Below are 13,348 nucleotides of genomic sequence, written 5' to 3'. Positions count from 1 at the left end.
GTTAGAGATGTTCCAAATAGTTAGGCTGCTATGTTACTCAAAATTTCACAGGGATTGCCCATGAAACTTTGAAAAAGCTCCTTACAGTCTAGGCAATGATCATTTTATCGCTTGCCAAGGTGCGCCGGGTGCAGGGGTGTTCGCCAGGCAGCGCCAGCCACCGTCGGCCTGGATCAATCGCTCAACTGCGGCCAGTAGTGCGGCGCGATCGGTCAGGAGAATGGCCTGGGGCAACTGCATCAGATAATCCGACGGGCGGCCCGCCAGTTTGCCCTGCCAGAGCATTTCCGCGGCCTGGATTGTCGTCAGGGCGGCGCTGGAAAACTGATCTGCCAGGGCTTGGCGTTGGGCGATGAAGGCATTCTCGTCGAGTGCCTGCACCAACGCCGGCAATGCGCTGAGGAATTGTTCGATGTGCTGCACGAGCTCTGCAGCGACAACGTTCGGCGATTGCACTCCTAACAGCATCCCGGTCTGCCCGTGGATCTGGCGCAGGGCACTGAACACTGCGTAGCCCAACTGCAACTCTACCCGCAGGCGCTGATAGAAGGGCGTCTGACAGAGATGGGCGAGCAGACGCCAGGCGGCTTCGTCGGCCAGTTCCTGGGTGGCGGTCGGACAGAACAGCAACAGTGCGTGTTCGCTGGAGTCGGTCTCTATAGTGCTCCACAGGTGCTGCGCATGAATTGACGGTGTGGGTGCCTGTTGCGTATCCGCAGTACCCGGCACGCGGCTCAACACCAGCCCCATGGCCGATTGAGTCTGGGTAGAAAAACCGCTCGCCAGGCCTGTCCAGCGAGCACTCGCCCACAGTTGCGCCAGGTTGTCCGATTCGGGCGTAGGCTCAAGGCAGTGATCGGGCAGCACCTTGAGTAGCTGTCGAATCGGCATCAACGCGGGGCGGGCTGGTGATTGCTGTGATAGTGCTGCCTCAGGTTGGGTCAGCAGGCCTAACGCGTGTTCGAGGATGCTGGGCATCGGTGCTTGCAGGCCGGTCATTTTCAACAGCCATTGATTGCCCGATGCACCGAAGGAAAAGTCCACGCCGGCCTGACCTGCGTCTTCGCGCAACGCTTGCAGGTTGTCTTCCAGACGCGATTGAAGGCTGGCGCCGGGGGCCGCCTCAAGGCACCAGCGCAGATACACCGCGCCTTGCGCGGTGTTATCCGGCAGCGCTTGGCTGAATTGCATTGGCGAACGTTCGCGGCGGCTGCGTGAGCGGTCTTGGGCAAAGGTACGCAGGCCCCGGTGGGCGCTGGTTTGTCCGCGAATCAAGCCGGCATTGGGTGCTGCTGCTTCGCTTTGCAGGAACGGATTGGGCGCGGGCAGTTGCCACGGGCCGGTGAAGTTATCCACAGCACCGATTATTTCCAGGATCGCCTTGAGGGCGGTCAATCCGACTTCGGATAACCCTGTCTCGCGCTCTTCGCTGTCCTGTCGGGCCAGTTGCAAGGCACTGCTGACACCTTGCTGGCGCTTGCGCAACGCCGCATATTCCTCGCGTAACCCGCGCCAATCCTGTCGGGCGAAAAAGCCCAGCCAGTCCTGCAATTGCTCGCCAATCCCGGTCGCCGGTGCATTGGCAGGCAGCGTGAACTCAATGTGCAACAGGGCTTGTCCAGCGAACTGATACAAGGAGCGTGCCTTGAGATGTTCAGCCCGGCCCTGTTTGCGCAGTTCGGCCAACAGCCCACCAGGTTTCGCGCAATTCAGCCAATGGCACAGAAAGTCCAGTGCTTCGGGCGATGAGTCGGGTAATGCTTCAAGGGCAAACAGCAGGTCCAGCCGGTGCTCGCCGGTCTGTTGATAACGGTTGTCTGCCCCAGCCATCAGCGGTGTAGGCGCTTGTTGCGCAACCTTCTCGCCCTTGGCAATGACGTTGCCGAATGCTTCGGCCAGCAGCCTCAACTCATCAAGGCTCTGGGGGCCGACAAGGCTCAAGGTCATTTGTCCGGTCTGGTAATAACGCTGGTAATAATCCTGCAGGGCCTGCTGGAATTCAGGTTGCGGCACCGCCAGGCTGTCGCGGTTGCCGGCATGAAAACCGCGCAACGGATGCGCGTCGCTAAGCCCGTCCAGCAGGGCCAGTTGCTGTTGCGCCGCGGCATCTTGCGACCAGGCGATGAATTCCGCGTGGAGCACTTCCCGTTCCCGGTGCTGGTCGTCCAGGTCCATCCGGGGATGGGCGAGCATGTCTGCCAGCCGCTCAAGACCCTCGGCAAACGCCTGGGTAGGCAGCTCGAAAAAGTAATCGGTGGTGCGCTCGCAGGTTTGCGCATTCACTTGGCCGCCATGGCGCTGGACGAAAGCCATCAGCCCTCGATCGGCGGCAAAGCGCTCGGTGCCGAGAAACATCAGGTGTTCAAGAAAGTGCGCCAGTCCAGGCCAGGCCAACGGCACATCATGGCTGCCGGCGGCAACTCGCAACGCCCCCGCGCAGCGCTTCAAATCCGGGGCATGACGCAGCGTCACCCGCAAGCCGTTGGCCAGGGTTTCAGTGTGGGGGCGAGGGTGATTCAGCGCAGGCATGAGCACTTCCAGAACAGAGAAGTGCCAATGCTAGCGGATAACGGTGGCTCAGCGCTTGTTCAGCGCGCCGTAAAGCTCGGGGCGGCGATCGTTCAGGTAGCGATTGGCGGCGCGCGAGTCGAGCATCAACTGACGATCCAGCTCCCCGACAATCAGTGCTTCATCGAGTCCCGCCTGGGCGATGCGGCTGCCGTCCGGTGCGGCGATGCTGCTTTGGCCGCAGTACTGGATATCGCCTTCGTGCCCGCAATAGTTGGCATAAGCCACGTAGCACTGATTTTCGTAGGCCCGGGCACGTACGGTGACATCAGCGATGAAGTCGAACGGGGTCATGTTGGCGGTCGGTACCAGGATCAGCTCGGCGCCAGCCAGGGCCAGGCGCCGGGTATTTTCCGGAAACTCGAGGTCGTAGCAGATCAGGAACCCGAGCTTCCAGCCGTTGAGTTCCACGATCGGGAAGTCGTCCGTGCCGGCGCTGAACATCGAACGGTCGAGGTCACCGAACAGGTGCGTCTTGCGGTAATTGCACAGACGCTCGCCATTGGCGTCGATCAATTGCACGGCGTTGTAGATCTGTCCGTCCCCGGTGCGTTCGGGATAGCCATACAAGATGGCGATCCCGGTGGCCTTGGCAATGCGCGCAATCTGTTGCGCCGATTCACCGTTGTACACTTCCGCCAACACACTGACGGCATCGACGCCGATGTTGTAGCCGGTCAGGAACATCTCCGGCAATACCAGCAAGTCGGCGCCCTTTGCTTCCAGTGCCAGCTGATGCAGGCGCTGAAGGTTGCCGGCGACATCCAGGGGCAACGGTGGACATTGGTAAAGGGCTACGCGCATTTCGGACTCCTCTTACTCGGGCAGGGCGATCGGACCGATCTCGTTGAACACATCTCCTGGACCCGGATTCTCGGCGTGAGTTGCACCGCCGAAGTGTTTCATGATGCCCCACACCGCATTGAGCGAGGTCTGCACTGCACCTTCAACCCAGGCCGGCGTCCATGAAACGTCGTCGCCGGCGATGAAAATTCCGCGCTGTTCGGCCGGCATGTCGTCCTGCATGAAGTGCGCGTACATGCGCTGGTTGTAGCGATAGTGACCGGGCAGGGCGCCCTTGAAGGCACCGAGGAAGTGCGGGTCGGCTTCCCAGGACACGGTGATCGGATCGCCGATGATTCGCGCGGCGATGTCCACTTTCGGGTAGATCTTCTTCAGAGCATCCAACGCCAGTTTGACGCGTTTTTCCACCGGGTGAGGGAGCATTTTCAAGGCGTCGCTCATCCACGAATACGACAGGCATATCACCCCGGGCTTGTCGTCGCCGTTATCGAACAGGTAGGTGCCGCGGGTCAGGCGATCGGTGAGGGTCATGCTCATCAGGTCGCGACCGGTTTCCGGGTCTTTATCCTTCCAGAACGGGCGGTCGACCATCACGAAGGTTTTCGACGACTGCATGTAGCGGGTGCGGTCCAGGGCCATCCACATCTTTTGCGAGAACAGGGTTTCATCGCATTCGATCTGGGTGGTCAAAAGCCAGCTCTGGCAGGTGGTCAGCACCGCCGCGTATTCGCGGGTATCGCCGTTGTTGTCGGTGACCGCAAAGCGGCCGTCCGGCGCGTGGGCGATTTTCTTCACGCCGGAACGTGGCGCACCGCTGTGCAATGACTTGAGGCTGGTGCCTTGCGGCCAGTGCACGCAGCGCTCCGGGACATGGCGCCAGATGCCCTGTGGCACTTGTTCCACGCCACCGACCACCAGATGCTGGTGATCGTCGCAGTTGGTCATCACCACGCGGAAGATTTCCAGCATCGAGTTGGGGAAGTCAGAGTCCCAGCCACCGGTACCGAAACCAACCTGGCCGAACACTTCGCGGTGATGGAACGACAGTTTGGCGAAGGCTTTGGAGGTGGCAACGAAATCGTAGAAAGTGCGGTCGTCCCACAGTGGCACGAGGGTGTTCCACAGCTCCTTGAGTCGCGGGACGTCGCGGTCGCGGATGGCCTGCTGGATATCGGAGAACTGCGAGCCCGCTTCCAGGGCGTCGGCCCAGGCGTCGGCGACTTCCTGGAACAGGGCAGGAAGATCCGCCAGTTTCTGTGCGTAATGGGTCTTGCCTTCCAGATCGATGACAGTACTGCCTGAGGCTGGTGTCAGCGGGTTGGGGAAGGGTTTGGTTTCAAGATTCAGCTTGTCGACGTAGTGATAGAACGCAGTGGATGACACTGGAAAACGCATGCCACCCAGTTCCGCGACGATGCCGTCGGTGCCATTGAATGCTTGGGAGCGCAGGCGGCCACCCAGCTTCGAGGCCTCATAGACCACCGGCTTGAGGCCGAGCTTCATCAGTTCGTACGCGGCTACCAGTCCGGCGATACCGGCACCGACGATCGCCACTTCGGCACCGTGATGGTGTTCGGGAATGCTGCCCAGGCCAGCCGGGTGTTCGATCCAGTCGTCGAAGGCGAAAGGAAAGTCCGGACCGAAAATGGTGACTGGTTTTTTACCGTCTGCAGGATGGCGATTGTTCTTGTTCATGGCTGACCTTGCTGTCGACCCGACGCGGAGTGCGCATCTGAGTATAGGAAAAGATGCCAGCCATTCTAGAGAGCGTAGAACACGTTAATAAGACTCAATGTGTCGTCGTTTTGCCAATTAATTGATCAATATGACGATAGCGCTGTGCATACTGTCCACCGCCGCTCCCACATTGGATAGTTTTCAAACCGGCTGCCCCCGATCGATCTTGCTGCTCAAGATGATCGACGTCGTTGTCTTCTCCACCCCATCGACACTGCCAATCTGATCCAGCAGTTGGTCCAGCTGCTCTGGCGAATCGCTGCGCAACCAGGCGACATAATCAAATTCGCCACTTACCGCACACAGCTGCTGCACCTGGCCCATCGCACTCAAGCGCCGCAACACTTCCTTGCCGGAGCGAGGCTGTACGGTAATCCCCACATACGCCTGCAACCCACCATCCACCACGCGCTGGCCAAGCCGTACGCCATAACCGGTAATGACCTTGGCCTTTTCCAGCCGAGCCAGGCGCGAGGTGACGGTGGTCCGGGCGATGCCCAATTGCCGGGCGAGCATGGCCACGCTCTCGCGGGCGTTGATCTGCAGGGCGGCAATCAGCTGACGGTCGATTTCGTCGAGAACGGGCGGGCGAGTGTCAGGCAAGGGCGGTCTCCAGCGGCATGGAATCAATGTCCAGGCATGTTACAGGCACATCCCGCGCAGCGCTCGCGACGGATATCTGGACTAGCCTCAATACCGTTCATGACATTTGTGCCTGCGACAAATTGCCATAAGTAACTAGGTAGTACATTATTCCGCCCTTGTCACAAATGGGGAAAAATTCCGACATGAATAATTCTGGGGCTGCCGGCGGCAGCAAATGGCTGCTGACGGGGCTGGGTGTCCTGATTGCACTGATCGGACTCGGTTTGGCTGGTGGCGGCGGGTATCTGATCACCCTCGGTGGCAGCTGGTATTTCCTGCTGATGGGCCTGGCGATGCTGGTCTCGGGGCTGATGATTGCCCGGCGTAGACCGCTGGGGGCGTGGCTTTATGGTCTGGCGCTGATCCTCACGGCCGTTTGGGCCGTGTGGGATGCCGGTCTCGAATATTGGCCATTGGTCTCGCGCGTGCTGACCTTTGCCGTCATCGGCCTGGTCGTCGCATTGATTTATCCGGCGCTGGTGCGCGCTTCCGGCGCAACCGCAGGTCGAGGCGCCTATGGCCTGGCCGGGCTGCTGGGTGTCGGTGTCGTCGCGACGCTGGCCTACATGTTCGTACCGACCCCGGTGGTCAAGGCCACCACTGAACCGGCCGTCACGCCGGTGGTACCAGGTACCGAACAGAAAGACTGGGCGCACTGGGGCAATACCACCGCCGGCAACCGCTTCGCCGCGCTGGACCAGATCAACAAAGGCAACATCGACAAATTGCAGGTGGCCTGGACCTTCCGCACCGGCGATATCCCGCAAAGCACCGGCGCCGGTGCCGAAGATCAGAACACCCCGTTGCAGATCGGTGACACGGTCTACACCTGCACCGCGTACGGCAAGGTTTTCGCCCTGGACGCCGACACTGGCGCCCAGCGCTGGAAGTTCGACCCGCAAGGCACCGCGCCCAACTGGCAGCGTTGCCGTGGCCTGGGTTACTTCGATGCTGGCGCTGCGCCTGTAGCCGAGCAGCCAAGCGCTTGTACGAAACGTCTGTTCCTGCCGACCGGCGATGCTCGCCTGATCGCCATCAATGCCGAAACCGGCAAGCCGTGCGAAGAGTTCGGCAACCAGGGCACCGTCGACCTGACCACCGACATGGGTGAAGTCAAACCGGGTTACTACCAGCAGACCTCGACCCCGTTGGTCGCAGGGGAGGTGGTGATCGTCGGTGGCCGTGTCGCCGATAATTACTCCACTGGCGAGCCGCCAGGTGTGGTCCGTGCCTACGACGTGCGCAGCGGCGAGTTGGTGTGGGCGTGGGATCCGGGAAACCCGAACACCACCAAACGCCCACCGCCCGGCGAGACCTACACCCGGGGTACGCCGAACGTCTGGTCGGCGATGTCCTACGACGCCAAGCTCGGTCTTGTCTACCTGCCCACCGGCAACGCGACACCGGATTTCTTCGGCGGCCAGCGGACCGACATGGACAACAAATGGAACTCGTCCATCGTTGCCCTCGATGTGAAAACCGGTCAGGTGCGCTGGCACTTCCAGACCACCCACAACGATCTGTGGGACTTCGACCTGCCTGCACAGCCGCTGTTGTATGACGTGCCGGACGACAAGGGCGGCACCCAGCCGGCCTTGGCGCAAGTGACCAAGCAGGGGGAGATTTTCCTGCTCAACCGCGAAACCGGCGTGCCAATAGCGCGGGTCGAAGAGCGTCCAGTGCCGCAGGGCAATGTGCCTGGCGAACGCTACTCGCCGACCCAGCCGTTCTCGGTGGACATGCCGTCAATCGGCAACAAGACCCTGACCGAGTCCGACATGTGGGGAGCCACTCCGTTTGACCAGTTGATGTGCCGCATCCAGTTCAAAGGCATGCGTCATGAAGGCGTCTACACCCCGCCAGGCATGGATCGCGCCCTGCAATTCCCGGGCTCGCTGGGCGGGATGAACTGGGGCAGCGTCTCGGTCGACCCGAACACGAACTACATGTTCGTCAACGACATGCGCCTGGGCCTGGCCAACTACATGATCCCGCGCGACAAGATCAAAGCCGGGGCCAGTGGCATCGAAATGGGCGTGGTACCCCAGGAAGGCACACCGTTCGGCGCCATGCGTGAGCGTTTCCTTTCGGCGGTCGGTATTCCGTGCCAGAAACCACCGTTCGGCACCATGTCCGCCATCGACCTCAAGACCCACAAACTGATGTGGCAGGTACCGGTCGGCACCGTACAGGACACCGGCCCACTGGGCATCCGCATGCACCTGCCGATCCCGATCGGCATGCCGACCCTGGGCGCCTCGCTCGCCACCCAGTCGGGCCTGCTGTTCTTCGCCGGCACCCAGGACTTCTACCTGCGCGCCTTCGATACCGGCAACGGCAAGGAAATCTGGAAGGCGCGGTTGCCGGTGGGCAGCCAGTCCGGCCCGATGACCTATGTCTCGCCGAAAACGGGCAAGCAGTACATCCTGCTCACCGTTGGCGGTGCACGTCAGTCGCCGGACCGTGGTGATTATGTGATTGCCTACGCATTGCCATAGATAACGTGTCCATTCTCACAAACCGTAGGAGCGAGGCTTGCCCGCGAAGAACGATAACTCGGCAATTCAGGCAAGCTGACTGAACCCGCCCACGAAAAAGCCGCGCAATGTCGCGGCTTTTTCGTGGGCGCTAATTGGGAGGGAAAAAAGCAACGCCATTTCAGGTCGTGTCTGACATACACGGCGGGGTCCACTTGCCTATCATTGATTTTTCCGTGGCGCTGGATCGCGGAGAGGTTTGTGAAGGTGCCAAGGGGCTGCTGGAGAACATCTGGCGAACGGTGGTTCGATTCGGGTTTTGATGATTGACCCTGGACCCCCATTGGGTCTGTGATGTATGACAAATCGTAAAGGAACGCTCAATTGAGGCCGTGGCGCGAGGGGACAGGTCATGACGAAGAAGTTGCCGCCCGCTGTAAGGGATCACGCCTGGCAGATCGCACATCACGAAATGGGCCACTACGTCGTGGCCCGTGCCTTGGGTTTTGCCACGGGCAGCGTGAACCTGACGGTGACCATGGACTTGCGGCACCAAGGCGGGGCGTCCATCAGCCTGGTGCGGTCCATTCCGTCGATAGACGCCATGAAGCAACATCTGGAGGCCCGGATGATGGTCCTCCTGGCTGGCGCGATGGCGCAGACCCTGCCTTTAAAAAAATCAGCCGGGCAGCGCGTCGACAGGTTGAAAGCGACAGCCATCCTTAAAGGCGAGCAGGGCGCACATCAGGATTACGCAAAGATCCGGGAGTTGCAGCACCTGCTGCGCAATATCCTCTACCCCGAGACCGATCCGGCTTCATCCGAGCGTATAACGGCTGAGCTTAAAATGCTGACGGATCGCGTGTGGCAGCGAACTCAAGACATCGTGGAAGAACTGTCTGGGATCATTGCCGAATTGGCAGCGGTCTTGGTTGACGGCATGGTTATCGTGGAGCAGTGGGGACGGGCGGCGGATACGTATGAGGTTGTGTACACCGGGCCAACGTTGGAGCGGCTGCGGGCAGTGCAAGCCATTCCGTCAATGACAATTGGAGGCCCCGAAAGGTCGGAGCGTGTATTTAATAGATGAGCCGCCGATGGTCCTTGAAGTTCGTCGCCGCTCAATCGGACCCTTCAGAAACGCAAAAGCCGCGCATTGCGCGGCTTTCTTGTTTGGTGGGCCCACACGGACTTGAACCGTGGACCAAAGGATTATGAGTCCTCTGCTCTAACCAACTGAGCTATAGGCCCCATTGGTCGCGGATTATAGCGATGGTTTCGCGGCTGTGCTATCCGAAAAATCCATTACTGCTGTACGAAGAAACGTCGCGGCGAATTCGTCAGGGGGCAGGGGCAGGCTGACGATGTAGCCTTGGATCTGCTCACAGCCTTCGGCAGCCAGGAATTGCTGCTGCGCCTGGGTTTCGACGCCTTCGGCGATGACCGTGAATTGCATGCTTCGACCGAGCGCGATAATGGCGCGCACGATAGCGGCGTCGTGGGGGTCGTCCGGCAAGCCGCGGACGAAGGACTGGTCGATCTTGAGTATGTCCAGCGGCAGGCGCTTGAGGTAACTCAGCGAGGAGTACCCGGTGCCGAAGTCGTCGATCGCCAATTGCACACCCAGATGCTTGAGTTGGTGCAGCACGGCGAGCGCTTCTTCGGCCTGGCTCATGATGAAGTTTTCGGTGATCTCCAGTTGCAGGCAACCGGGATTGAGGCGGTTGTCCTTGAGCAGTTGTTCGATTCGCCCCAAAAGATTCGGTTGGCGCAGCTGGGCACCGGCGAGGTTGACCGACAGTGGGCCGAGGCCTTCGTACATCTGGTTCCATTCGAACATCTGCCGGCAGGCGGTCTCGAGTACCCAGTCGCCTATCTGCAGGATCATGCCGTTTTCTTCGGCAAGTGAGATGAAGTGTTCGGGCGGCACTTCGCCGAAGGTCGGATGACGCCAGCGAATCAGCGCTTCGGCCCCCACCAGGCGATAGTCGTCGAGGCTGATCTTGGGTTGGTAGCACAGGTGCAGTTCATTGCGCTCGATGGCGCGTCGCAGTTCGTGCTCCAGCGCCACACGCTCGCTGGCTTGAGCGGTGAGGTCGCAGGTATAGCTTTCTACGCGGTTACGGCCTTTGGCCTTGGAGCGGTACATCGCTGCGTCGGCGTTTTTGATCAGCGTGGCTACGTCACTGCCATCCTTGGGGTAGAGGCTGGTGCCGATGCTGGAGCTGATGAAAAACTCATGCTCACCCGCCTGGAACGGCGCGGTAAAGCAATTGAGCAGCTTGGTGGCGATGTTGTCGGCGTCGCTGGGTTGCTGCAGGCCCGGGAGCAGGATGATGAATTCGTCGCCGCCCAGGCGCGCGACAGTGTCGATGTCTCGCAACTGCTCCTTGAGACGCACGGCAATCCCCTTGAGCAAAAGATCGCCGACCGGGTGACCGAGGCTGTCATTGATGTGTTTGAAACGGTCCAGATCCAGGAACAGCACTGCGCCCTGACCGCCGTTTTCCTTCTGGTGATTCAGCGCGTTGAGCAGGCGACTTTCGAACAACGTGCGGTTTGGCAGACCGGTCAGCGGGTCGTGGTGAGCCTGGTAGTCCAGTTTGGCCTGGGCGTGCTTGAGGCTGGAGATGTCGGCGAACACAGCCACGAAGTGCGTGATGAAGTTGTTACGATTTCGTACGGCGCTAATGGTCAACCAGCTGGGATAGAGTTCGCCATTTTTGCGTCGGTTGGAAATCTCGCCTTGCCAATGACCTTCGTCGGTCAGTTGATGCCACATGGCCGCGTAGAACGCACTGTCATGCAGGCCCGAGGCAAGCAGGCGCGGGGTGTGCCCCAGTGCTTCGCTTTCGCTGTAGCCGGTGATTTCGGTAAAGGCGCGGTTGACCGCACTGATGTGCTGCTGGGTATCGGTGATCAACACGCCCTCTGCGGTGCTCTCGAATACCGTCGCGGCCTGCTGCAGTTTTTCCTGCATCAGGTGGCGTTCGGTGATGTCCCGGGCGATGGTCAGCATGCAGTCGTCGTCACCGATCGGTAGCGGACGGCTGGAGACTTCGCAGAGGCGGATCTGCCCATCGCTGCGGCGGATATGGCAGCTGAAATCGCGGACGAAACCATCCCGGTGCAACAGGTCGAGCATTTGTTTGCGCTCGTTGAGGTTGACCCAGATCCCCAGGTCAAGGGCCGAGCGATCCACCGACATCGCGCTGTTGAAGCCGGTAATGCGGCTGAACCCCTCGTTGACCTCCAACAGCAGGCCATCGCTCTGGCGCGACAGCAGCAAGCCGTCGGGGGAGGCGTGGAAGGCCTTGGCGAACTTTTCTTCGGAGGTTTGCAGTTGTTGCTGGGTTTCCTTGAGCTGGGTGATGTCTCGCACCACGACGACCAGCGCCGGGGTGGTATCGAGGTCGAAGGGCTCGGCCGAGATCAGGCCGGTGAACACCTGGCCATTGCTGCGACGAAAGGGCATCTCCAGGTTTCGAATGCTGCCGGCCTGCAAGCGCTGCAGCAGCCCGGGCCCGACACCCGGAATACCCCAGATGTTCAAGTCGGTGGCAGTCTGGCCGATCACGTCTTCGGCCTTTAGGCCGATCTGTTCTTCGAACGCATCGTTGACCTCCAGCAGGCAACCGTCACTCAGGCGTGCGATCACCAGGATGTCTGGGCACTGCTGGAACACCGAGGCAAACTTCTGTTCAGACAAGCGCAGTGCTTCTTCGGTGCGTTTGGTCTCGCTGATGTCGATCATCAAGCCGCGCATCACCGGCTCATGACCGTGTTCGATCAGGCTGACGATGTCGCGGACCCAGATGCAACGACCGTCAGCGGTGATGACCCGGTAATCGAGAGTGTGGTCACGCCCGGCCAACACTTCGTGGTCGCAGAAACTCTGCGCGCGGGTGAGGTCGGCGGGGTGGATGATGTTGCGCCAGAAGCCTGGGATCAGCCAATGCGACAAGGGGTAACCGAGCAGGTCTTCGGCATGGGGCGACACGTAGCTGTAGGTGAAGTCGCTCATCCGCGCTTCCCAGGCGATGGCCGAAAGGCTCTCCACCAGCCCGCGGTAGTGGTATTCGCTGCTGCGCAGTTCCTGCTCCAGGTTGACCCTGCGGGCGATTTCCGAGCTCAAGCGGCGGTTGACGCGGATCACGGCGGCGAGCACGGCGATCAGTAAAAGTAGCCCAGGCAAGCCGTAGACCAATAGATCAGACCAGAATGTTCGATGATCCAGTACGTTGCCGACCCAATGTTCCTGGATCGAACTGACTTCAGCAGGTGTCATGTCGGCGAGGACTTTATCCAGAATGCCGACCAGCATTTTGTTGTCACGGGGTACACCCATTGCCAACTGGTAGCGGTAGGGAGTTTCGCCGCTGACGTACAGCCCGTCGAGTTTGAGCTGGCGCAGACTCCAGACGCTGGAAGCGAGATCGCCTACCACGGCGTCTACTTCATCGGTAGCCAGCGCCTGTAAAGCGGAGCTGACATTGGGCATCGCCACCAGGTTCAAATCGGGATGGTGGGTGCGCAACAGTTCGTGAGGTGCGTAGTTTTCCACTACGGCGATTTTTAGCCCGTACAGGTCTTTGAGTTTGCGCGGTTGGGCGCCTCCGACGTGCGCCAGGATGACGATCGGGAAGTCCAGGTAGGGACGGGTGAATGACAGGTAGGCCTGGCGTTCCGGGGTCGACATGATGCCCGGCAAAAGGTCCAGCTTGCCTTGCTTGGCCTGGTCCAGTACCACCGTCCAGCTCACGGGCTCAATGGGCGTGAGCTTGATGGCCAGCCGCTGGCGAATACGGTCGATATAGTCTGCAGCAAGGCCCTGGTAACGCCCCTGGTCGTCGCGAAACTCAAAGGGCGGCCAGGATGCATCGACACCCAGGCGCAGGTCCGGATGGGCCGCCAGCCAGCTACGTTCTTCGTCAGTGAGAGTCAGCGCGCCAGCCGTTGCGGTCCAGGTCATCAGCGACAGCAAAAAACACACGGTCGGCAGTCTGGGCATAACGGTCTCGTTATGGCTCGGGGAATGTTTCGAGTGTAGACGGGCAAATCGGCGGGTGGGGTGGAGCGGGGGAATTATCTGCAAAAACAAAACCCCCGGCCTGGGC

General features: G+C 60.4%; 7 protein-coding genes and 1 tRNA gene. 2 read left to right on the top strand and 6 right to left on the bottom strand.

Annotated elements, in window-relative coordinates; all coding sequences use genetic code 11:
• Positions 1 to 99 precede the first annotated feature (99 nt).
• The 4 genes from pqqF to AC1Q8Q_RS08315 all read right to left on the bottom strand — a co-directional run bounded on the left by pqqF (position 100) and on the right by AC1Q8Q_RS08315 (position 5,712).
• Complete coding sequence (pqqF, locus tag AC1Q8Q_RS08330) at positions 100 to 2,529, bottom strand: pyrroloquinoline quinone biosynthesis protein PqqF (RefSeq protein WP_492614964.1); 2,430 nt, start codon at positions 2,527 to 2,529, stop codon at positions 100 to 102.
• Between the two features lie 48 nt (positions 2,530 to 2,577).
• Positions 2,578 to 3,372 (bottom strand): carbon-nitrogen hydrolase family protein, encoded by a 795-nt coding sequence (locus AC1Q8Q_RS08325; RefSeq protein ID WP_020798844.1) that lies wholly within the window; start codon positions 3,370 to 3,372, stop codon positions 2,578 to 2,580.
• 12 nt (positions 3,373 to 3,384) lie between these two features.
• Positions 3,385 to 5,067 (bottom strand): flavin monoamine oxidase family protein, encoded by a 1,683-nt coding sequence (locus AC1Q8Q_RS08320; RefSeq protein WP_020798843.1) that lies wholly within the window; start codon positions 5,065 to 5,067, stop codon positions 3,385 to 3,387.
• Between the two features lie 183 nt (positions 5,068 to 5,250).
• Positions 5,251 to 5,712 (bottom strand): Lrp/AsnC family transcriptional regulator, encoded by a 462-nt coding sequence (locus tag AC1Q8Q_RS08315; RefSeq protein WP_008061529.1) that lies wholly within the window; start codon positions 5,710 to 5,712, stop codon positions 5,251 to 5,253.
• A gap of 185 nt (positions 5,713 to 5,897) precedes the next feature.
• Between AC1Q8Q_RS08315 and AC1Q8Q_RS08310 the strand changes: the two genes are divergently transcribed.
• Positions 5,898 to 8,252, top strand: a complete 2,355-nt coding sequence (locus AC1Q8Q_RS08310; RefSeq protein ID WP_492614963.1) for a glucose/quinate/shikimate family membrane-bound PQQ-dependent dehydrogenase — start codon at positions 5,898 to 5,900, stop codon at positions 8,250 to 8,252.
• A 391-nt stretch (positions 8,253 to 8,643) separates the two neighbouring features.
• Positions 8,644 to 9,321 (top strand): zinc metalloprotease, encoded by a 678-nt coding sequence (locus AC1Q8Q_RS08305; protein WP_042955514.1) that lies wholly within the window; start codon positions 8,644 to 8,646, stop codon positions 9,319 to 9,321.
• A gap of 84 nt (positions 9,322 to 9,405) precedes the next feature.
• Here AC1Q8Q_RS08305 and AC1Q8Q_RS08300 read toward each other — a convergent pair.
• Both AC1Q8Q_RS08300 and AC1Q8Q_RS08295 read right to left on the bottom strand, forming a co-directional pair.
• Positions 9,406 to 9,482, bottom strand: a tRNA-Ile gene (locus tag AC1Q8Q_RS08300).
• Between the two features lie 13 nt (positions 9,483 to 9,495).
• Entirely contained in the window at positions 9,496 to 13,242 is a 3,747-nt protein-coding gene (locus AC1Q8Q_RS08295; protein ID WP_168759036.1) for a bifunctional diguanylate cyclase/phosphodiesterase, read from the bottom strand.
• Between the last annotated feature and the right edge of the window lie 106 nt (positions 13,243 to 13,348).

The organism is Pseudomonas sp. GW823-FHT06B06 (genome assembly GCF_058795195.1).
This window is presented reverse-complemented; position numbering and strand designations above follow the sequence as displayed.